Annotated in this window: 18 protein-coding genes; 13 read left to right on the top strand and 5 right to left on the bottom strand. The window is 37.2% G+C overall.

The window, feature by feature from the left end; all coding sequences use genetic code 11:
* Positions 1-61: 61 nt before the first annotated feature.
* Positions 62-6,142 (top strand): alpha-2-macroglobulin family protein, encoded by a 6,081-nt coding sequence (locus ACU8DI_RS11815; RefSeq protein ID WP_447112991.1) that lies wholly within the window; start codon positions 62-64, stop codon positions 6,140-6,142.
* 62 nt (positions 6,143-6,204) lie between these two features.
* On the top strand, positions 6,205-7,782 hold the full coding sequence (locus ACU8DI_RS11810; RefSeq protein WP_447112990.1) for a hypothetical protein: 1,578 nt from the start codon (positions 6,205-6,207) through the stop codon (positions 7,780-7,782).
* A 61-nt stretch (positions 7,783-7,843) separates the two neighbouring features.
* Here ACU8DI_RS11810 and ACU8DI_RS11805 read toward each other — a convergent pair whose 3' ends face one another.
* The 4 genes from ACU8DI_RS11805 to ACU8DI_RS11790 form a co-directional block, all read right to left on the bottom strand.
* Positions 7,844-8,569: an SDR family oxidoreductase gene (locus ACU8DI_RS11805; protein WP_447112989.1), complete on the bottom strand. Its 726-nt coding sequence runs from the start codon at positions 8,567-8,569 to the stop codon at positions 7,844-7,846.
* A 73-nt stretch (positions 8,570-8,642) separates the two neighbouring features.
* Positions 8,643-9,170 carry a DUF4136 domain-containing protein gene (locus tag ACU8DI_RS11800; protein ID WP_447112988.1) on the bottom strand — a complete coding sequence of 176 codons (528 nt, stop codon included), beginning with the start codon at positions 9,168-9,170 and terminating at the stop codon, positions 8,643-8,645.
* 159 nt (positions 9,171-9,329) lie between these two features.
* On the bottom strand, positions 9,330-10,328 hold the full coding sequence (gene obgE / locus ACU8DI_RS11795; protein ID WP_447112987.1) for a GTPase ObgE: 999 nt from the start codon (positions 10,326-10,328) through the stop codon (positions 9,330-9,332).
* Between the two features lie 86 nt (positions 10,329-10,414).
* Positions 10,415-11,524, bottom strand: coding sequence for an adenylate kinase (locus tag ACU8DI_RS11790; RefSeq protein ID WP_447112986.1), 1,110 nt, complete (start codon positions 11,522-11,524; stop codon positions 10,415-10,417).
* A 161-nt stretch (positions 11,525-11,685) separates the two neighbouring features.
* On the opposite strand from ACU8DI_RS11790, the gene ACU8DI_RS11785 reads away from it, so the two are divergent.
* From ACU8DI_RS11785 to ACU8DI_RS11740, 10 genes are all read left to right on the top strand, one after another.
* Positions 11,686-12,840 carry a 5-(carboxyamino)imidazole ribonucleotide synthase gene (locus tag ACU8DI_RS11785; RefSeq protein WP_447112985.1) on the top strand — a complete coding sequence of 385 codons (1,155 nt, stop codon included), beginning with the start codon at positions 11,686-11,688 and terminating at the stop codon, positions 12,838-12,840.
* Positions 12,841-12,842: 2 nt separating this feature from the next.
* Positions 12,843-13,322 carry a 5-(carboxyamino)imidazole ribonucleotide mutase gene (gene purE, locus ACU8DI_RS11780; RefSeq protein ID WP_447112984.1) on the top strand — a complete coding sequence of 160 codons (480 nt, stop codon included), beginning with the start codon at positions 12,843-12,845 and terminating at the stop codon, positions 13,320-13,322.
* A 179-nt stretch (positions 13,323-13,501) separates the two neighbouring features.
* Positions 13,502-15,535: a M3 family metallopeptidase gene (locus ACU8DI_RS11775; RefSeq protein WP_447112983.1), complete on the top strand. Its 2,034-nt coding sequence runs from the start codon at positions 13,502-13,504 to the stop codon at positions 15,533-15,535.
* 72 nt (positions 15,536-15,607) lie between these two features.
* The gene (locus tag ACU8DI_RS11770) at positions 15,608-16,342 is read left to right on the top strand and encodes a hypothetical protein (RefSeq protein ID WP_447112982.1); all 735 of its coding nucleotides are present in this window, start codon (positions 15,608-15,610) and stop codon (positions 16,340-16,342) included.
* Positions 16,343-16,389: 47 nt separating this feature from the next.
* Positions 16,390-16,893, top strand: a complete 504-nt coding sequence (locus ACU8DI_RS11765) for a GbsR/MarR family transcriptional regulator (protein WP_447112981.1) — start codon at positions 16,390-16,392, stop codon at positions 16,891-16,893.
* Positions 16,894-16,944: 51 nt separating this feature from the next.
* Complete coding sequence (locus ACU8DI_RS11760; RefSeq protein ID WP_447112980.1) at positions 16,945-17,298, top strand: hypothetical protein; 354 nt, start codon at positions 16,945-16,947, stop codon at positions 17,296-17,298.
* Between the two features lie 3 nt (positions 17,299-17,301).
* Positions 17,302-17,715, top strand: coding sequence for a hypothetical protein (locus tag ACU8DI_RS11755; RefSeq protein ID WP_447112979.1), 414 nt, complete (start codon positions 17,302-17,304; stop codon positions 17,713-17,715).
* 358 nt (positions 17,716-18,073) lie between these two features.
* Positions 18,074-18,973: a TIGR01777 family oxidoreductase gene (locus tag ACU8DI_RS11750; protein WP_447112978.1), complete on the top strand. Its 900-nt coding sequence runs from the start codon at positions 18,074-18,076 to the stop codon at positions 18,971-18,973.
* Between the two features lie 47 nt (positions 18,974-19,020).
* A complete protein-coding gene (locus tag ACU8DI_RS11745; protein WP_447112977.1) occupies positions 19,021-19,578 on the top strand; it encodes a sigma-70 family RNA polymerase sigma factor in 558 nt (185 codons plus the stop codon).
* A 1-nt stretch (position 19,579) separates the two neighbouring features.
* Positions 19,580-19,837 carry a hypothetical protein gene (locus ACU8DI_RS11740; RefSeq protein ID WP_447112976.1) on the top strand — a complete coding sequence of 86 codons (258 nt, stop codon included), beginning with the start codon at positions 19,580-19,582 and terminating at the stop codon, positions 19,835-19,837.
* On the opposite strand, the gene ACU8DI_RS11735 is transcribed toward ACU8DI_RS11740, so the two are convergent.
* A complete protein-coding gene (locus ACU8DI_RS11735; RefSeq protein WP_447112975.1) occupies positions 19,820-20,647 on the bottom strand; it encodes a hypothetical protein in 828 nt (275 codons plus the stop codon). The genes ACU8DI_RS11740 and ACU8DI_RS11735 overlap by 18 nt on opposite strands.
* A gap of 122 nt (positions 20,648-20,769) precedes the next feature.
* On the opposite strand from ACU8DI_RS11735, the gene gcvP reads away from it, so the two are divergent.
* A complete protein-coding gene (gene gcvP, locus ACU8DI_RS11730) occupies positions 20,770-23,622 on the top strand; it encodes an aminomethyl-transferring glycine dehydrogenase (RefSeq protein ID WP_447112974.1) in 2,853 nt (950 codons plus the stop codon).
* Positions 23,623-23,678: the final 56 nt, after the last annotated feature.

Below are 23,678 nucleotides of genomic sequence, written 5' to 3'. Positions count from 1 at the left end.
TGACGTATTTGTTATTTTTTTAGTGGGTTTTAGGGTTTAATTTCCTAAAAAAATAAGTTTTATGAAATCAATTATAAGTCTGTTAATGATCGTATGCTTCGCTAATTTTACCAATGCTCAATCACAAAATGATTATGATAAATTGTGGAAAGAAGTTGAAGCATTTGAAAAAGAGGGTTTACCAAAATCGGCGTTAGATGTGGTAATGCGCATTGAACAAAAAGCTAAATCAGATGACAATTCAGTACAAGAAATAAAAACCTTATTGTTTAGAAGCAAGTATGCACTCACGCTCGAAGAAGATGCACAGCTCAAAATTGTTAATGACTTTAAAGCTGCTATTTCTAGTAGTGACATTCCCGATCAAAATATTTTAGAAAATATTCTAGCCACGCTGTACTGGCAATATTTCAACCAAAATCGTTGGAAGTTTTACAATCGTACTAAAACAAGTGAGAAAGTGGATGACACGGATTTCAGAACTTGGGATCTCGAAACCTTGTTCCATGAGATTCATGTCCATTATCAAAATTCTTTGCAAAATGGTCTCATTCTACAAAAAACTGATCTTGCTAATTATGATGCTATCGTAATCAATCAAACCGACTCGAAACGCTACAGACCTTCCGTATTTGATATTTTGGCGCATAATGCCCTTCAATTCTATAAGTCAGATGAAAACAGTATCACGCAACCTGCCTATAAATTTGAGATAGATAACCCTGAAACCCTTAGTAGCGCTGATCGTTTTTCGCGACTAGACTTAAAATCTAAAGATAGCACATCCTTACAGCTACATGCTTTAAAAATCTATCAAAGCTTGGCGAAATTTCACTTAAAGGACGAGGCTTCTGATGCTTTAGCCGTGATCGATATTGAGCGTTTACATTACATCCACAGTAAGGCTACGTTTAAAGAAAAAGGGGATTTATTCTTAATGACCTTAGAAACAGCTTTTACTAAATATCAAAGCGAGAATAACGATGTAGCTGCCTTATACGCTTATGAAATTGCAGAGTATTATCATCAACTAGGTTTGCAGTTCGAGGCTCATTCTAACGAGAAACATCGTTGGAAACTCAAGGAAGCCATCACTATGTGCAATACCGTCATTGCTGATTATCCAAAGAGTACAGGTGCCCAAAAATGTCGACTTCTAAAAGCTCAGATTGAAAGTCCGACGTTACAAGTAATCACAGAAAATTACATCCCTACGCAATCGCATGCCTTGGCATTAATCACGTACAAAAATATAGATAGCATCGGTTTTAGGGTTTCTAAAATTTCAGAATATGAATTACAAACCTTAAAGGCTTATAATCATGATAGTGAAAAAGAGCTGCGATACATTAGGAATTTTAAGCCAGTAAAAACGTGGACTTCTCATCTAAAAAATGAAAGCGATTATCAAAGCCATCGCACAGAAATTGCCTTGCCTAAATTAGACAATGGCATTTATGTGGTCTTTGGAGAAGTAATGAATGACAGCAAGATTTATGGATTCAAAGTCGTTCAAGTCACCAATATCGCCTATGTCCAAAAAGAACATAAAGACCAGACTACCTATCAGGTATTTGATAGAATCGACGGACAACCATTAGCCGAAGCAAAAGTTACGTTTACATACAGTAAAAATTACCAAAACAGACTCATAAAGGAGCAATATACTACAAATGCTCAGGGCGAATTTACCATTCCGAAAACCGATTATTCGCGCTCAAACATCAAACTAAATATCCTCTACAATAATGAAGAGGCTATTTTTGAGAATTTGTATTTAAACCGTTATTACAATGATGACCATTCTAATAAAAAAATAGTCCATGACGGATTTATATTTTCAGACCGAAGCATTTATAGACCTGGACAAACACTATATTTTAAAGGGATCGTAATCAATAATTCAGAATCTAATGCCGAAGTTGTAGCGAATTCAACCGTAGCCATTACCCTATATAATAAAAACAGGGAAGTCCTAAAAACACAAACAGTTAAAACCAATGCCTATGGCTCAGTAGCGGGTGAATTCATCTTACCAAATCAAGGTTTATTAGGAAATTATTCCATAAGAATGACAGGTGAAAATAACCTCACAACCCATCATTATATTTCCGTAGAGGAATATAAAAGACCAAAATTTGAAGCTAATTTTAAACCCATTACAAACACCTTCAAGGTGAATGATACGGTTGTAGTCACTGGACATGCGTTGGCCTATGCTGGAAGCAATATCACCGACGCCAAAGTCGTTTATCGTGTGCATCGCAACGTACGCTATCCAGATTGGTACTATTGGTATAGGCCCTATTTCAGTAGTGAGCCACAGGAAATCACCCATGGTGAAATCACTACAGATGCCTCAGGGAATTTTGAAATCAAATTTAAAGCCATTCCCGACAAGAGCGTTGATAAATCCTCTTTACCCATTTTCAATTATGAAATCACAGCGGATGTCACAGATCTCAATGGTGAAACAAGAAGTGCTACCACTACGGTGAACGTAGGTTATCATGCTTTAAAGGCTTCCGTTTCTATTGCCAGCGTATTGGATAAAACCAACAACGATCATAAAATCACGATAGCTACTAAAAACCTGAACGGCACCTTTGTACCTACTCAAGGAACCGTCAAAATTTATAAGCTAAAAGCGCCAAATAGTGTTTTAAGAACCAGACCTTGGCCAGCGCCAGACTACCAAGAGTTTACCAAAGAAGAATTTAAGTCTCTTTTTCCACACCAAGCGTATAAAGACGAAAATGATTCCAAGCGTTGGGATAAAGGAGACATGGTTCTATCTAAAACCTTTGATACCGAAGATTCTAAAACATTAGATTTGGGAAATATGAAACGTTGGGATTCTGGAACCTATCGCATCGTACTTGAAACCAAAGATCGTTTCGGACAACTGGTTAAAGATGAAGCGCAAACCTTTATTTATAGTGATAAAGACGACACTTTAGCCGACCATCAAATTTTCAATATCACCACTGATAAAAGTGCTTATTCAAAAGATGATACCGTTGAAATCACTCTCGCTTCTGCGGCGAAGGAACTCTATGTCACCATAGAAATTGAAAAAAATCATAACATTGTTGACAAGCGAACTATTCTTTTAAACAACAACAAAAAGACCATCTCTATTCCTGTGAGAGACTCAGATTTGGGAGGATTTGGCATCCATTATTTTTATGCCTTTCAAAATGATTTCGGTCAAGGGAACTTGGCTATCAATGTGCCTTACCCAAAAACTGAATTAGAGATAGAAACCGCGACGTTTAGAGACAAATTACAGCCAGGAACCGACGAAACTTGGAGTTTTAAAATTAAAGGTCCGAAAGGAGACCAAGTAACGGCAGAATTACTGGCAAGTATGTATGACATGTCCTTAGATCAATTTAAATCACATGAATGGTATTTCAATCCTATTCAAAAACCTTACTACTACCCTTCTTACCGAGTGAATGTTGGCAACGGATTTGCAACAGGAAGGTTCTCAATTTATAATACCAGACAATCTTTCGGGAGTTTTCCTTCTCAACGTTTTGACCAATTCAACTTATTCGGATTGCGTATGGGATTCGGCAATGCTTATTATTTAAGAGGTAGAGTCGCAGGCTTGGAAATTGTAGAAGACGAAAGTGTTTTAGAAGAAGTCGCGGTTGTAGGCAATAGTAGTCCAAGGTCGGAGAACAAATTAATGAATGCTGTAGCCATGGACTCTGTAAGTGAAACCGGTGTAGACGATGTATCTAAGCAGAATGACATAGATGATAAAACTAAGGCAGACGAAAAAGACTTTGGCGCAATAAAAGTGCGTAAAAATCTTCAAGAAACGGCCTTTTTCTTTCCGCAGCTTACAACAGATGCTGACGGACACGTCAGTTTTAGTTTTACAACACCAGAAGCCTTAAGCAAGTGGAAATTACAACTACTAGCACACACGAAATCTCTCGAAAGTGCCACAACCACCTTGGAAGCTGTAACTCAAAAAGAGTTGATGGTACTTCCTAATGTCCCGAGGTTTTTACGTGAAGGCGACCAAATTACGATTAGTTCTAAAATTTCCAACCTGACTGAAAAAGCACTCAACGGACATGCAAAACTCATCCTAACTGATGCCATTTCTGGAGAGGATATCACACGTCATATGGGAATTTTACCTACGGGAGAAACCGTGCAATTTTCGGTAGATGCGAAAGGCAATACGAACGTCTCATGGTCCTTAAACATTCCGTTTGATGTGGATGCTGTTCAGTATAAAATTTTAGCAAAAGCAGGCGATTTTAGCGATGGTGAACAAAACGCTTTACCAATCTTAAGTAATCGTATGCTAGTCACAGAAACCTTACCAATGTGGGTTAAAAGTAATGAGACTAGGACTTTTACACTTGACAAACTCAAAAACAATACATCAACCTCTTTAAAACACCATCAACTCAGTCTTGAGGTCACCTCAAATCCTGCTTGGTATGCTGTGCAAGCATTACCATACTTAATGGAATATCCTTACGATTGTAACGAGCAGACGTTTAGCAGGTATTATGCAAACGCATTAGCCAGTCATATTGCTAATAGCAATCCGCGTATCCAAGAAGTTTTTAATCAATGGAAAAATACGGATGCGCTAGTATCGAACCTAGAAAAAAACCAAGAACTCAAATCAATTCTCATCGAAGAAACCCCTTGGTTGCGCGATGCGCAAGATGAAACGGAACAGAAAAAGCGTATCGCTTTACTATTTGACTTAAATAAGATGTCGAATGAATTAACAGCCGCTCACCGCAAACTCAAAAATGGACAAATGCCAAATGGCGCTTGGGCATGGTTTAATGGTGGTCGACCAAACCGTTACATCACGCAACACATTGTTGCTGGTTTTGGTCATTTAGACAAATTAGGCGTAACCACAGAGGACCATAAACAAATGATTGATAAAGCGATTCGTTATTTAGACTCGGAGTTTATCGAAGATTATAAAAACCTAAAGAAATACAACCCAGAGGTCAACTTATCCAAGGATCATTTATCCTACATCCAATTGCATTATTTGTATATGCGCAGTTTCTTTCCTGACAATAAACCTTCAAAGGAGGTTCAAAAAATCATGGATTATTATCATACGCAAATTGAGGATTATTGGTTGAAGCGTTCCTTATATGCGAAAGGTCTGATGGTTTTAGTTGCTCATAGAAAAGGGAATGAGCGTATCTCAAAAAGTATTTTAAAGTCATTGAGAGAAACTAGCATTACTTCGGAAGAATTAGGCATGTATTGGAAAAACAATACAAGTTCTTGGTACTGGCATCAAGCGCCTATAGAAACACAAGCCTTAATGATTGAAGCGTTTTCTGAAGTAGAAGGCCCTACAGAAACCATAGATAACTTGAAAATATGGCTCTTAAAAAACAAACAAACCAATCGCTGGAAAACAACCAAAGCAACCACGGAAGCCGTGTATGCGTTATTGTTACAAGGCAGTGATTGGCTGAGTGTGACTGAGATGGTAGATGTTTCTATAGGAGGCCAAGCATTAGCACCATCCCAATTGGAGAACGTCAAAATTGAAGCAGGGATAGGCTATTACAAAACCTCGTGGACTGGATCTGAAATTGCACCAGACATGGCAACTGTAAAAATGTCTAAAAAAGGCAAAGGCATTGCTTGGGGCAGTTTATACTGGCAGTATTTTGAGGATTTAGATAAGATCACTTCCGCAGAGACACCACTAAAACTGAGCAAAAAACTCTTCAAAAAAACACATACAGACCGAGGAGAAGAAATCTCAGAGATCACTTCAGAAACCTTATTGGAAGTGGGCGACTTGGTGCGCGTGCGCATAGAATTGCGTAGTGATCGTGACATGGAATTTTTACACATGAAAGACATGAGAGCAGCAGGCCTAGAACCAGTTAATGTATTGTCACAGTACAAGTGGCAAGACGGATTAGGGTATTACGAAAGCACTAAAGACGCTTCAACGAACTTCTTTTTCGATTATCTTCCAAAAGGTATCTACGTATTTGAGTATGATTTAAGAGTTCAAAATGCAGGTGATATGAGTAATGGTATTACCACCATTCAAAGCATGTATGCTCCAGAATTTAGTAGTCATAGTAAAGGTGATCGTCTGAAAATCAATTAAACCTTAGATTTTATTTTCAACTTACATTTAAATAGTTATTTTGCCCCTCTAAACTATTTTTTATGAAAAGATTCCTAACCTTACTTTTGCTTTTTACAGCAACACTAACTTTCGCTCAAGATATTTCTATCACGAAGAGTGACATTTTTAAAGACAAGAAGAAAAACTCTTTTCTTAGCTTCAGCCTTGAGTCTGATGATGGAGGTATTGTCACCATCAGATCCTATTATTCTGGTCTAGGATTGAAATTAAGAGGCTACTATATCCAATACTTTGATGAACATCTGAAACTCATTAAAGAATTAGACTATGAGGTTGACGACAAGATCATTAAAAATGCGTTTTTAAAGAATAATCAGATACATTTAATTGAGGTTGAAACTCAAAAAAAAGAAGACAAAATTGCCATTAATGTGTCTTCAGCAAATATTGGCGATTTAAATTTTAGCACGAGAGAGCTTCTAAATTTCTCTGAAGACAATGTTAAAAACTACTTTGGAGTTTCTATTTTTCCCCTGTTTTATAATGGTGGGTTCAACCAAGCTGATGGTGATCACATGGGAGAAGTTATCTTATCAGCAAACGAAGCCTTTTTTGCGATTAATTTTGATTTCAAGAACAAAAAACAAGAGACGCATAAAGTGTTTGTTTTTAATAGTGATTTCGAACCGGTTTATGAAAAATTGATTGTAAAGGATATCAAGGATAGACTTTTTGAATACAACAGTTTTGAAGTGGATGGTCAAGATGGTACGATTTATTTTTTAGGCAAATCGTTTGAAAATAATTCTAAAAGAACTAAAAAAGACGGTAAAGTCAATTATCATTTTGAATTAAACAGAATCAATGCTTCCGGTGAGACAAGTATTTCCTTTAAAAGTGACGAAAAATATATTGAATCTCTGCATTTGGTTAAGAATGAAAGTCGATTAGCCTGTGTTGGTTTCTATGGTAAAAAAGAAGAGTACAAGCTCAATGGCGTTTGTGTTTTTGATCTCAATCCAGAAACTCTTGAAACCAATTTTAAGCGTTATAATGAGTTTTCAGAAGAATTCCTTACCGATAAATACGGAAATAGAGAAGGGAAAAAAGAACGTAAGAAAGAGAAAGGCATCAATAATATTGATTTTAAAGGTGTTTACCTCATGGCCAACAATGACATTGTAGTGAATGCTGAAGAATTTTTTATTACAACACATACTAGTATGGGAGCAAACGGATCAATGCGTACCTACACGGTATTTCATTACAACGATATTATGGCGATGCGGCTTGACGCAGACGGTCATTTAAAGTGGGCTAGAAATATTAATAAAGCACAGGTTGGAACAATAAATAGCTCTTACACCAGTTTGCCGGTTGATGAATCCACCTACTTCTTTATTAATTGCTCCGATAATATCAAAAAATTAAGTGCCGATCGTATTGCATTTAAACAGACGTCATCCAAAAAGTCAAATTTATATGCGATCTCGATTGATGCCGAAGGTAATTTCGATTATAAAAAATTGATTGATGATAAGGAATCTAAAGTCTATTACAAAGTGAATAACGGTCTAGCTAACGTCAATAAGCATACTGTATTTTTGCTTGGTGAACGAAAGAAAAATGGTCGAATCATCAAATTAGACATCAACTAATCACTAAAAACACCATGAAAAAAGGCTTCCAATGGAAGCCTTTTTGTTTTCTATATTTTCATTAGTTACTCGGTGGCATCGTAGGTCTTACCTCTACTTTACTCGGTAAGGTTCTAGGATTCATTTTTAACAAATCGACTACCAATTCGCCAATATCTTCAATCTGGATTTTCCATGCATCCTTGTCGCCTGGTTCGTTACCATTGAAATGTGTCGACACAGATCCTGGCATGATGGTACTCACTTTAACACCATATTTCCTTAAATCTAACATGACGGCTTGTGTAAATCCGGTGACTCCAAACTTACTGGCATTATAAGCCGCTCCTCCCGCGAAAAAATTAGTTCCTGCTAAGCTTGAAATGGTGATATAATAGCCTTGACTCTTTTTCAAGGCATCAACACTTGCTTTTATCGTGTTAAAAACACCTGTTAAGTTCGTGTCAATCACAGCGTTCCATTGCTCCGTAGTTAATGCCTCTATACTTCCAAAATGGCCTAAGCCAGCATTAGCTACTACAACATCTAACTGACCAAATTGCTCAACAGTTTGCTGAACAGCTTCGCGTTGGTCACCTAAGTTTTTGACATTGGCTTCTAAACCTATAATAGCATTTGTCGTTTGTGTTTTTTCTGCTAGTGATTTGGCAGCTTCTTTAGCGGCATTCAAATCGCGACTTGTAATGGCCACTTTAAGTCCTTGAGCTAATAAAGCTTCTGCGATGCCATAACCGATACCTTTAGTTCCTCCTGTAATTAATGCGACCTTTCCTGATAATTGTGTCATTGTCTCTTTCTGTTTTAACCAAAGTTACAAAACAAAAAATCAATGATAAACCGCAACGCTATAAAATTGACATCTATTTGGTGTTGTCTGGCGGAAACCCTTCAAGGACCTTTGAAACAATGGCTTTAAATTGGGCCTCTCGTTTTTCTGGTGAGGCATTGGGATTGTAATTCGATTCTGAAATAGCCTGCCAAAAAAGGCCGATCCCATTCTCATCTACAAATTCAAATACAATTTCCCGGCCCATTTTTGTTTGGCCAACCGGTAAGCCAATTGAAATGCCACCACCAACGTTTCTTCCAGTGCCACCAACACCCATTCCTACAGTATTACCAGATTGTTGTTGGAATTCTGCTGTTTTGATATCTATAAAAAAATCAGGCATATCAGATAATTGATAACCTCTTGCTTGCAGTCCCTCATCCAATGCCATGAACAAGCGTTTGTTATCTAATTCACTTAAACCAGTATTGACGTTTGAGTAATAGTTATAGGTTTTATAAGTCGTGAAATCGGCTGTAGTCTCGTAGTCATAATTCACCCGAATAGAGACGCATGACGTGAGTAACACGCAGACCAATAGGCTGTAGAATATTCTCATGGCTTTTTATTTTAAAGATACTGAAATTTTAAGATTTCTTAAAATGATCTATTTAAAACCTGCGTTAAGGATGGAAGCCCTGTTGGAGCTCCTCGAAGAGAGCGACGGCTGAGAGCCTGACCCTTTTCCGAAGACGTCGGAAAGGGGAACGCCCAAAAATTAATCATTAAGAATTTTCCAGAGTTTGTCCTTTAATTCGGTAATACCTTGCTGCGCCACCGAAGAAATAAACATATAATTTATAGGTAATGTCTCATCTAATTGCGCTTTCATTTCAGATTTTAGTTCGTCATCCAACATATCACTTTTTGAAATCGCAATCATCCGATCTTTATCCAACATTTCAGGATTATAGCGTTTCAACTCATCCAGCAAAATATCATATTGTTTGCGGATATCGTCGGCATCGGCAGGAATTAAAAATAATAAAACCGAATTGCGCTCTATATGACGTAAGAAATAATGTCCGAGCCCTTTTCCTTCAGCAGCACCTTCAATAATTCCAGGAATATCAGCCATTACAAATGTTTGAAAATCGCGATATTCCACAATGCCAAGATTGGGTTTTAGGGTCGTAAACTCGTAATCTGCAATTTTGGGTTTTGCTGCTGTAATCACCGACAACAAGGTTGATTTTCCCGCATTTGGAAATCCTACCAATCCTACATCTGCCAAGATTTTAAGTTCTATGGTAATATTTTTCTCCTCGAGCGGCTCACCAGGTTGTGCATATCTTGGCGTTTGATTTCTTGAACTCTTAAAATGCCAGTTTCCTAATCCGCCTCGACCACCTTTTGCCACTATTTTTTCTTCCCCATCTTCCGTAATTTCAAATAGCACTTCGTCTGTTTCAGTATCTTTTACAACTGTTCCAAGAGGCACATCCAAGTAAATATCTTCGCCATCTGCACCTGTACTCCTACTCTTACTTCCATGTTCGCCATGACCTGCTCTAGCGTGTCGCTTGAACTTTAAATGAAGTAAGGTCCAAAGATTGGAGTTACCACGAATAATCACGTGACCTCCACGACCACCATCGCCTCCGTCAGGTCCACCTTTTTCAATAAATTTCTCACGGTGTAAATGAGCAGAACCCTGCCCTCCTTTACCTGAAGAGACATGTATTTTTACGTAATCTACAAAGTTACCTTCTGTCATTTTCTATCTCCGCAATTGCGAACTTTTATGGGATTCAATTATGGTCGCCTCGCCATGAGTGACCTATTCGTCTATCAATGTTTGAACTAAAGCGTATCGATAACTGCTTTGAGTCGTTCTGTAATTTCTTGAATACTACCAACACCATCCACACCGTGATATTTATCTTGTGCGGCATAATAGTCTTTCAAAATAGCCGTTTTTTTGTAGTATTCCTGAATGCGATTTCTGATGATGGATTCATCAGCATCGTCTTTACGACCACTTGTTTTTCCGCGTTCCAACAAACGTCCTACTAATACTTCGTCGTCTACCTCCAAAGCAATCATCGCATTAATTTGAGAATCCTTAGCATCCATTAAATCATCTAGTGCTTTTGCTTGGGCATTGGTTCTTGGAAACCCGTCAAAGATAAAGCCGTTAGCATCGGCATTTTTCTCAACCTCAGCATTGAGCATATCTATAGTGACTTGATCTGGAACTAACTCCCCTTTATCCATGTAGGATTTAGCAAGCATGCCTAATGCGGTTTCGTTTTTGATATTATATCTGAACACATCGCCAGTTGAGATATGTACTAAATTGTAAGTTTCCTTTAAAAATTCTGCTTGAGTTCCTTTACCTGCACCAGGAGGGCCAAAGAGCACTAAGTTAGTCATGTGTTGTGTTGTTTTTAATTGATATATTGCTGGCAAATCACGTCCCAAACCATCATAATCGAGACCGTAACCTACGATAAATTTGTTGGGAATTTCTTTACCGACATAATGTAATTTATAATCCTTTTTGTAAGCTTCAGGTTTGTAAAAAAGTGTCGCAATTTTTAGTTCATCAACCCCTTCATTTTCAAAAATTCGATGTACTTCCTCTAAGGTGTTGCCTGAATCAATGATATCTTCTAAAATCACCACTTTTCTGCCCGACAAATCCTGTGTAAGTCCGATAAGACGATGAATATCCTCTGTCGACTTCAAACCTTCATAAGACGCCAATTTAATAAACGTGACCTCACATGGTTTTGGGTATTTCTTTACGAAATCACTGACAAACATAAACGAGCCGTTCAATATTCCTACAAAGACTGGAATTTCAGATTTCATATCGTCTGCAATCGCTTGTACCATGTTTTCAATGATGGCATCAACTTCTTGTTCTGAAATGAACGGTTTGAAATATAAATCGTGTAGTTTAATCACTTGATTTTGATTTTGAAAAGGCAAAGATAAGGATTTGATTTACGATTGACCATTTTCGCATTGTGATTTTGGATGATTGTTCCATTTTTAGTGTATTTTTGTTCTAAGAAATTGAAATTTGAACCCAAAACGTTTCTAAAAACAGAAACCCATACAATTGAATGAATTATTTCTCTTCTCATTTTAAACTTGGAATTCTTGGTGGCGGTCAGTTAGGTAAAATGATGCTCTACACAACGCGAAAATTTGATATTACAACCCATGTCATGGACGCTAGTGAAGAAGCCCCTAGCAAAATTGCTTGTGACGAATTTACATTGGGCGATTTAATGGATTATGAGGCCGTTTACAACTTTGGCAAGCAAGTGGATTTGCTCACATTTGAAATTGAAAATGTGAATACAGATGCCTTAGAAGCGCTTGAAAAGGAAGGTGTTAAAGTATATCCTTCGTCAAAAACGCTCAGAACCATTCAAAATAAGGCGACCCAAAAACTATTTTATCGAGACCATCAAATACCAACTTCAAACTTTACGCGTTTTGCTTATCTTTCTGAAATACAGGATACGATAGAAAATGGCGGACTTGATTTTCCATTCGTTTGGAAGGCAGCTCAATTTGGCTATGATGGTAACGGTGTTAAAATAGTGAAACAATTATCAGACCTTGATGGCTTGCCTAAAGGCGAATGTATTGCTGAAGATTTAATTCCATTTAAAAATGAATTGGCTGTCATAGTGGCGCGCAACGTAAGTGGTGACATTAAAACCTATCCAGTGGTAGAAATGGAATTTCACCCTGAAGCCAATCAAGTAGAATATGTGATATGTCCGGCTCGTATTCCAGATACCATTGCCGAAAAAGCACAAAAAGTGGCCATTAAAGTGTCAGAAGCCTTTAATCACGTTGGACTTTTAGCGGTGGAAATGTTCCAAACTGAAAATGATGAGATCCTCGTTAATGAAGTAGCGCCTAGACCACATAATTCGGGTCATCAAACTATTGAGGCGAGCTACACGTCACAATTTGAACAACATTTAAGAGCCATTCTCGATCTACCATTAGGAAAAACCGAAAGTACTGTTGGTGGTATTATGGTGAACTTGGTTGGTGCCGAAGGCCATACAGGCAATGTACATTACGAACATATTTCAGAAATAATGGCATTAGAAGGTGTCACACCGCATATCTATGGAAAAAAACAAACAAGACCATTTCGAAAAATGGGTCATGTAACCATCGTAAACGAGGACATTAATGAAGCACGACGTATCGCTGAAAATGTCAAAAAAACAATTAAGGTTATAAGTAAATAGTTATGAATAAAGTCGCAGTAATCATGGGAAGCACAAGCGATCTTCCTGTCATGCAAGATGCTATAGACATCTTAAAAGAATTTAACATTGAGGTAGTTGTTGATATTGTATCAGCCCATCGTACACCTGAAAAACTATTCGACTTTAGTAAGAATGCACGTACTAATGGTATTGACGTGATCATTGCTGGTGCAGGTGGTGCAGCACACTTACCAGGAATGGTAGCCTCACTTTCACCATTACCTGTGATAGGTGTTCCTGTTAAAAGCAGTAATTCAATAGATGGTTGGGATTCAGTGTTATCCATTTTACAAATGCCTGGAGGTGTTCCTGTCGCAACAGTAGCACTAAATGGTGCAAAAAACGCTGGAATTCTTGCCGCTCAAATCATAGGTGTTTCAAATGAAACCGTCTACAACGCCATTGTTGAATACAAAGAAAGTTTGAAAACAAAGGTTATCGCGTCTTCTAAAAACTTGTAACAACATCAAAAAACCCCGCTTTTTACAGCGAGGTTTTAGAGCTATTAATCAATTCTTATTAAATACTTACTTGATATAAGCTTTAATAATAGCGCAAAAGTAATAATTAATTTGACATTTTGCTCTTAACATTACGTTAATGATGCTTAAAATGCATAAAAAATAACATCATTTTAAAAATGAACCCATTAACTTCAAAATTTAACACACCTTTTCATACAGCGCCTTTTTCAGAAATCAAAAATGACGATTTTTTACCCGCTTTTAAGGAAGCCATTGCATTAGCTAAAACAGAAATTGACCATATTGTTTCAAATACTGAAGCACCCACATTTGAAAATACTATTGAGGCCTTAGATTTTTCTGGTGAAGTCTTAGATCGACTCACGAGTCTTTTCTTTAATTTGAATAGCGCAGAAACCAACGATGACATGCAGAAGATAGCACAGGAAGTTTCTCCTTTACTTTCAGAATTCAGTAACGACATCACCTTAAACGAAGGGCTTTTTAAACGTATAAAAGCAGTCTATAACCAAAGGGCTTCGCTAGATTTAACCAAGGAACAACAAACCTTATTAGATAAGAAATACAAAAGTTTCTCCAGAAATGGCGCCAATCTTCCCGAGGATAAAAAAACACGCTTAAGAGCTATCGACAAACAACTGAGTCAGTTGAAACTAAAATTTGGTGAGAATGTTTTGGCAGAGACGAACAAATTTGAAATGCATCTGACGGAAGAACATCAAGTTTCTGGCTTGCCTGATGGTGCCAAGGAAGCAGCACAGCAATTGGCCGAATCAAAAGAAAAAGACGGTTGGATCATCACCCTTGATTACCCGAGTTACATCCCTTTTATGACCTATGCTGATGACAGAACACTTCGAAAAAAATTGGCAATTGCCGCTGGTGCCAAAGCCTTTAAAGGCGATGAACTAGACAATCAAGAGCAAGTCTTAAAAATCGCAAACCTGAGACATGAGCGTGCCAATTTATTGGGCTATGAAACTCATGCGCATTTTGTTTTGGAAGAACGCATGGCAAAAACGCCGAAGAATGTAGAAACTTTTTTAAATGAATTATTAGACAAAGCCAAGCCCGCAGCTCAACGAGAATTTGACGAATTAGCACGATTTGCGAATAGGTTAGATGGGATTGAGACCCTTCAAAAATGGGATAGCGCTTACTATTCAGAAAAATTAAAACAAGAATTGTTTCAATTGGATGATGAACAACTCAAACCTTATTTTAAACTTGAGAATGTCATTGATGGTGCATTTACGATTGCCGAACGTTTATATGATCTAAAATTTGAATCCATAAACTCTATTGATAAGTACCATCCAGATGTTTTAACCTATAAAGTCACCGATACCAAAGGTGATTTGGTTGCTATTTTTTATGCTGATTTCTTTCCAAGAGCTGGAAAACGTAATGGCGCATGGATGACTGTTTATAAGCCACAATTTATTAAAGATCATGTAAATGACAGACCACATATTTCCATCGTTTGTAATTTCACGAAACCAACAAAAAGCAAACCCTCACTACTTACATTTAATGAAGTAACCACTTTGTTTCATGAGTTCGGACATGCCTTACATGGTATGTTAGCAAATACCACTTACCCGAGTCTCTCTGGCACAAGCGTTTTTTGGGACTTTGTTGAATTACCGAGTCAGGTGATGGAAAATTGGTGCTATGAAAAAGAAGCCTTGGAACTTTTTGCGACCCATTATGAAACCGGTGAGGTGATTCCTATGGAATTGATTGAAAAAATAAAAGCTTCAGCTACCTTCCATGAAGGAATGCAAACCCTCAGACAAATCAGTTTTGGTTTGTTAGATATGGCTTGGCACGGACAAGATCCAAAAGAGATTACATCGGTAAAAGCTCATGAATTAAAAGCTTTCGAAAACACCAAATTGTATCCTGATGTAGCCGAAAACTGTATGAGTACGTCATTTTCACATATTTTTCAAGGCGGATACAGTTCTGGTTATTACAGTTACAAATGGGCAGAAGTCTTAGATGCCGATGCCTTTGAATATTTCCTAGAATCTGGTGTCTTTAATAAAGAGGTTGCTAAGAAATTCAAAGACCATATCCTGTCTCAAGGCGGCATTGAAGACCCTATGGTACTTTATAAACGATTTCGAGGGAAAGAACCTCAACCAGACGCCTTATTAAAACGTGCGGGTTTAATCCCAAAATAATTAGAAGCCTTATTCGTTCTTCTTGATATGACATTCCTTAGGATTATCGGACATCTTATTTTCATTGTGTTTATGACTATATTGACGCAGGTAGGTGGGTTCATTTGGTTATTAACAGTTGTGGTTTCTAAACGATTCAGACTAAGAAAGCGTTATCTATTTCCGGCGATGTATTTAATATGTAATCTCATGGTCGTTCCACCAATAGCAAGCTATTTTGGCAGAACAGCCTTACCTGTATTGTCGGATAATTTAAAGCCACGTCAATGGGTTTACCCACTCATGTTTAGAAACTATGTCAGCCCAAAGTTAAAAACCATGCTTGAGGATACAGCCGAAACACTTTCTGAACAACGCATCGCACTTACCTATTTAGATGCCAATTTTCCTTTCTGGAATGGCTTTCCATTACTTCCACATCTCAGTCATAATGATGGAAACAAAATAGATCTGTCGTTTCAGTATAAAACCATAGATGGTCAATCGACAGATAAAAAGCCCACTATTTCAGGTTATGGCAACTATGTCACAGAAGAAGGCTATTGGTCTGAAAGATGTAAAGAACTGGGTTACTGGCAGTATAATTTTTCGAAATATCTGTCATTTGGAACTATCCATAAATTGAATTTTAATGCAGATAAAACAAGAGCAGTGATCCTTCAATTAGTGAATAATTCAGCAACTGAAAAGGTATTTATTGAGCCGTACCTCAAGACTGAACTGGGCTTAACAAACTATTCAAAAATCAAATTTCATGGTTGTCATGCAGTTCGACATGATGATCACATTCACGTTCAAACAAAATAAACTTTCAATAATTATTGAAAGTTTAAAATATTTTATATATTTGTACTATGAATTACGATGAAGCTAAAATAAAGTTTGTAAGTACTTGGGGAAGTTTAGGTTCTCTTTGGGGCATCAATAAAGCGATGGCGCAAATTCAGGCGTTACTTTTTGTCGCCACCAAACCATTGTCCATGGAGGATATTATGGAAGAATTAAAAATTTCACGTGGCAATACCAGCATGAACTTACGTCAACTGATGGATTGGGGCATTGTCACTAAAGAAATTATTCCTGGTGAACGCAAAGAATATTTTACCACTGAAAAAGACGTACAAGAGTTAACTAGAATCATTGCAAAAGAACGTAGTCGTAGAGAAATTCAACCAGTCATTAAAGTCTTGAAGGAAGTGTCGTCTATCAAAAATGATGGCACAGAGCAAACCAAAGAATTAATTAAACAAACCAAAGCGCTTCACGATATCACTCAAACGGCAGATGAAATGATGAATCGATTGGTATCACAAAAACAGAATTGGATCACTAAATCGTTACTGAAATTATTCAGATAATTTTTTTAATACAAACTTTCAATTTTTTCTGAAAGTTTAAAACTTATAAAAATGAACTTAAATATCCTCAGCTACTGCATATACTTACCTATTATTGGCATCATCATGGTAAAAGTAGGATGGATGTTTTATAAGCATGGTGAAATTTACTTAAGGTTTTTATTTAATCATAATAACGCCTTAGTCGCCTCCGTAAACAACCTTCTCCTAATCGGCTATTATCTTTTGAATATAGGTTATGCGGTCATCTCACTTGCCTATTGGCAGTCGATTGATTCAGTACTGGATATGTTCAATACGCTAAGCGAACGTCTTGGAATTATTATCATCGCTATTACGATTTTACATTATAACAACGTACTACTCTGTAATTATCTCATAAAATCAAAAACTATAAAACAATAAATCATGGAACATTCTAAAATCATTATCGGCTATCTCATTTATTTACCTATCGCTATTGCTCTCACAATTTATGTATCTAAAATGCTTTTTAAAAACGGTAAGTTTTTTATGCTAGACATTTTTAAAGGTAAAGAAGATATTGCCTTAGCAACGAACAAACTTTTTGAAATTGGATTTTATCTTATCAACATTGGTTGGGCATTATTGATATTAAAAATCAGCTACTACAGCGCAACGGCTATGAGCAGTCAAGAACTCATTGAGATCTTGAGTAAAAAAATAGGAGGCTTTTCTATTTATTTAGGCATCATGCTGTTTATCAATCTCTTCTTCTTTTTTAGAGGTCGTCGCAAATCTAGAGAGCGCTCAAATACTGTTAAGAAAACACCCATTTATAACGTCCGAAAGGATCACTAAATACATCCTAAAGCATGAAACTATTATATCGTATTAACTTGATAATTTTCGGTTTGACCATAACGGCATACGCGACTATCATTTTTGTCTTCCTTGGCATGTATATGCAAATTCTTTTAGGAATTACACAATTAATAATGGCTGTTATCCTGCTGTTTTTTATGAAGGCATTCACCAAAAAAATTAACAAAATGCTGAGAGTATATTGGATGGCGGTTGTATTGACCATGAGCGTGATATCAATAATGCTAAGTGCATCAATAGTGAAATATGAATTTCTTCAGTTGTTGTTTGCCTTCATCATTCCAATGCTTATTGCGAGTTATTTCCTCAGAATCACTTATTTAATCCAAAAACAATGAAAACAATCACCATAGCAGGCGGCAGCGGCTTTCTAGGCCAAGCACTAAAGCACTATTTTCTTAAAAAACAATACATCGTCTATATCTTAACACGATCTCCAAAACAGCTCAATGATATTTATTGGAATGCCAAAGACCTTGGCCCATGGACCAATACGCTCGAAGAAACGGATGTTCTTATCAACCTTACTGGAAAATCTGTTGACTGTCGCTATACTGAAACTAATAAAAAACTGATTCATGATTCGCGAATTGACCCTACGAACATATTGGGCCTTGCCATAAATTTATGCGATAATCCACCTAGTATTTGGTTCAATGCTTCTACTGCAACCATTTATAAGCATTCTACAGATATCGAAATGACTGAAGAGAATGGCATTATCGGAAATGATTTTTCAATGAATATCGCCAAATCATGGGAAACATCTTTCTTCGGTATTAAGAACCCAAAAACACGAAAAATTGCCTTAAGAACTTCTATTGTTATGGGCAAAAACGGAGGTGCTTTAACAGCTTTAAAACAACTGGTGCGCTTTGGGTTGGGCGGTCGTCAGGCTTCAGGCAAACAAAAAGTTAGTTGGATCCATGAGTTAGATTTTGCTAGAGCCATTGAGTTTTTGATAGTTCATGATGATCTTGAAGGTCCTTTTAATGTCACCGTACCAAAGCCCACAAGTAACTACATCCTTATGAAAAGTATTAGAGCTACCTTGGGCATCCCTTTTGGTATCTCACACCCCAAATGGCTTGTAAAATTGGGTGCACTACTCATTGGGACAGAACCAGAACTCGTACTAAAGAGTAGAAATGTGGTACCAAAACGCTTGTCGGATCATGGATTTGAGTTTCAATATCCCTCACTTAAATCTGCACTCACTGATTTATTGCGATAATACTATTATATTACTTATTTTTGACATAAAATGTCTTAGAAAAAGAAATGCCTAAACATATCATAGATCCTAATCAATGGATTCATCGTTATTCTGATTATCTATTTAATTACACAATCACTCGTGTCAATGATAGAGAAATGGCCAAAGATTTGGTACAAGACACTTTTGTTGCTGGCTTAAAATCGATGAAAAACTTTAAAGGGCAAGCAAGTGAGCGTACATGGCTCGTCGCCATATTGAAGCGAAAAATTATTGATTACTATCGTAAAATTAATTCGAATAAAGGAAAGGCGGAAGTGAGAATGTCCTACACCAACGATGAGAATGAAGGTGACTGGCTCGAAGAACGTGTAGCAGATCCCTTCGACAAAACTGCTGAAGACACTATAGAAAACACAGAGTTAGGATTGGCGATACATGATTGCTTAGGTAAGCTACCTGATAAGCAAGCGAAGGTTTTCAAAATGAAGACCATACTTAATTACGAAACAGAAACCATTTGTAATGAATTGGACATCACTGCGTCTAACCTATGGGTAATTATTCATCGTGCACGCGTCGCTATGGCTGATTGCCTAGAAAAAAATTGGTTCAAAAATTAAAATGAAAAAAAGTTTTTTATTTATTTCGTGTGAAGAAGCACATCATATTTGTGATAAGTCCCAATATGGTGAAGCCACCTTATGGGAAAGATTTAAATTAACCTTACGCCTTTCATGGTGCAAGATTACAAGAGCATATACAAAACGCAACAAGGAGTTAACACACGTGATGCACTCTGGCCATCCTGAATGTCTGAAAGAGCATGAAATTCAAGAACTGCAATCCGAATTCGAAAAACAATTAAAAAACCAGCATTAAAAGCAACCACCATATAGGAATAGCTTCTACCCAAAAAGCCGTGTAATAGGGATTTTGATGTCTTTTGGACCCGATCAAAAACAAGAAGACAATCACGGAAATAATGATATTACTTAGGAGCGTTAATTGGTACAAGTTACTTTTTAAAAATTCCAAATAATTAAAAACAAACAACAATACAATGCCCAAAAGAATGGTTTTGGTCACCCCAATTTGTTGAGGAATGGTTGCTAACTTTATACTGTCGTAAGACAAATCTCTTATCTCAAAAGGCAACATTAAAACCATCACAAAAACAAACCGTTGCAAGGCTGTTAACCAGACATCTTCTGTAAGAGCATGATGGCTATTTATCAATGGCAAAATAACGGTGACGCCTGTCCATACAAAAGCAATGACGTAGATTTTCAAGCCGCTTACACTCCTTAAATTTTTCTTTTCATCCAAAAATAATTTGGGCAACAAAGGCATAGCGTATAAGAACGTCACAACTCCTAAAACACCCACATAAATCAGCGTGTTTATATCTAATCTTGTTGCAAAAAAGCACAAGAGTAAAAATGATAGTAACGAAAAGACTTGTATCACTCTTAACCATCTCGCTAGACTTCGATGGTGGAACTTGGCCAAACCAAAATACTTCACAAAATTATAGCCTGTAATAGAGGAGAAAAATATAAACCATAACATTTCAGCATCAAACGGCAATCCATATTCCAATAGGGTCAACCACGATAACGCAAACACTGAAATCGCCACATGAATACTACTACTCAAGTAAAAGTCGAAAATGGTTTTAAACGCACGCATGAAACAAAAATAGTCAAACTGTTAATAACCATTTCAAATGGTTGAAAAGTTTCATTTACCTTAACATTTTAAGGACAATAATTCATTAATTTTGCTGCATTAAAAAATAACTATCCTATTTAATGAATACTGCAGACTTTTCACTTCGCCATATAGGTCCGAGAGAATCGGATCAAAAAGAAATGTTACACGCAATTGGTGTGGATTCTATGGAACAATTAATTTATGAAACCATTCCCGATGGTATCCGTTTGAAATCCGACCTTAATCTCGATGCTCCCATGAGTGAGCAAGAATATTTGTTGCATATTTACGAGTTATCAAAAAAGAATAAAGTCTTCAAAACATATATTGGTTTAGGGTATCACCCAACCATCATGCCTGCAGTCATCCAAAGAAATATATTGGAAAATCCAGGTTGGTATACGGCCTATACACCTTACCAAGCTGAAATTGCCCAAGGGCGATTAGAAGCACTGCTAAATTTCCAAACAATGATAACGGATCTCACAGGTATGGAACTTGCCAATGCTTCATTGTTAGATGAAAGTACAGCTGCCGCCGAAGCTATGAGCTTGTTATTTTCCGTTAGAGAACGTAGCCAGAAAAAAGAGGGTGTCAATAAGTTTTTTGTTTCTGAAGATATCTTGCCGCAAACATTATCACTTCTTAAAACCAGAGCCAACCCGATTGGTATTGAATTAGTTGTTGGTGCTGAAAGTGACTTTGATTTCTCTGAAGATTTTTATGGTGCTATTCTACAATATCCTGGTAAACACGGTCAAGTAAGCGATATCAAATCCTTTATTGAAAAAGCCAATGCTAAAAATATCAAAGTGGCTGTTGCTGCAGATATCATGAGCCTGATTAAACTGGAAGCTCCAGGTAAATTTGGTGCCGACGTTGTCGTAGGAACAACACAACGATTTGGTATTCCTATGGGTTATGGTGGTCCGCATGCGGCTTATTTTGCTACCAAAGAAGCCTACAAACGTGATATTCCTGGTCGTATTATTGGTGTCACAAAAGATACCAATGGGAACCGAGCCTTACGTATGGCTTTACAAACGCGTGAACAACATATCAAACGAGACAAAGCGACTTCAAATATTTGTACAGCGCAGGTGCTATTAGCAGTAATGGCGGGAATGTATGCGGTTTATCACGGCCCGAAAGGTCTCGATTATATTGCCACTAACATTCACAATAAGGCGGTTACCTTATCAAACACACTTACGGCTTTAGGTTTTGAGCAAACCAACACATCATTTTTCGACACATTGCATATAAAAGCTGATGCCAAGGCTGTAAAAAAAGTTGCTGAAAGTAAAAAAATGAATTTTTACTACCCTAGTGATGAGGATGTTGTAATTTCTATTAACGAACCGACAACTTTAGAGGAACTTAACAAGATTGTTGCGGTTTTCGCTAAGAGTATTCAAAAAGACAGTATTGAAATTGCTGAGATTGTTAATACTAATCAAATTTCAGATAATTACAAGCGTCAGTCGCCATTTTTACAAGAAGCCGTTTTCAATTCGCATCATTCTGAAACAGAACTCATGCGTTACATTAAATTTTTGGAACGCAAGGATTTAGCTTTAAATCATTCCATGATTTCCTTAGGTTCTTGTACGATGAAACTGAATGCTGCAGCTGAGATGCTGCCATTGAGTTGGTTTAAATGGGGAAAAATTCATCCATTTGTACCAGCTGAACAAGCCAAAGGTTACCATACCGTCTTAAAAGCATTAGAAGATCAGCTAACTGAAATTACGGGATTCGCTGGGACGTCGCTTCAACCAAATTCTGGCGCTCAAGGAGAATTTGCCGGATTAATGGTCATTAAAGCGTATCATGAATCACGAGGTGATCACCACAGAAATATTTGCCTCATTCCTTCCTCTGCTCATGGTACCAATCCAGCGAGTGCAGTTATGGCTGGAATGAAAGTCGTTGTTACAAAATCTACGGAAGAAGGAAACATCGATGTGGATGACTTAAGAGAAAAAGCAGAACTTCATAAGGATAATTTAGCAGCGCTTATGGTGACCTATCCATCCACTCATGGTGTTTATGAATCTGGCATTAGAGACATCACCAAGATTATTCATGATAATGGCGGACAAGTATACATGGATGGTGCTAATATGAACGCTCAAGTTGGATTAACCAATCCTGGAAATATTGGTGCAGATGTTTGTCATTTGAATCTCCATAAAACGTTTGCTATCCCTCACGGTGGTGGTGGACCAGGTGTTGGACCAATTTGTGTTGCAAAGCAATTAGTGCCATTTTTACCAGGAAATCCATTGATTAAAACTGGTGGTGACCAAGCCATTACAGCTATTTCAGCAGCACCTTTCGGATCGTCTTTAGCCTGTTTAATTTCTTACGGCTATATCAAAATGTTGGGAGCGCAAGGATTAAAACGCTCTACTGAAATGGCCATTTTAAATGCCAATTACATTAAAAAGAGACTTCAGGGTTCATATGACACTTTGTATTCTGGAGAACGCGGACGCGCAGCTCACGAAATGATAATCGACTGTAGACCATTTAAAGCCAATGGCATTGAAGTTGTAGATATTGCCAAGCGATTAATGGATTATGGATTTCACGCACCTACAGTGTCTTTCCCAGTGAATGGCACCATGATGATAGAACCTACGGAAAGTGAGAGCAAACAAGAAATGGATCGTTTTTGTGATGCCATGATTTCTATCAAACAAGAGATAGATGGATTAACGAAAGAAGATGCCAATAATGTCTTAAAAAATGCGCCACATACCATGGATATGATTACTAGTGATGAATGGTTATTACCTTATTCAAGACAAGAAGCAGCATTTCCATTGGCGTATGTTAGGGATAATAAATTCTGGCCAAGTGTGAGACGTGTAGACGATGCTTATGGCGACAGAAACCTTATCTGTACTTGCGCGCCAATTGAAGCGTATTTGGAAGAAGCCTAATTTAGGTGTTTTGGACATCGTAAATTTACAAAGTGATACACTAAGCATTAAATGAA

The sequence above is a fragment of the Psychroserpens sp. BH13MA-6 genome (assembly GCF_052983595.1).
This window is presented reverse-complemented; position numbering and strand designations above follow the sequence as displayed.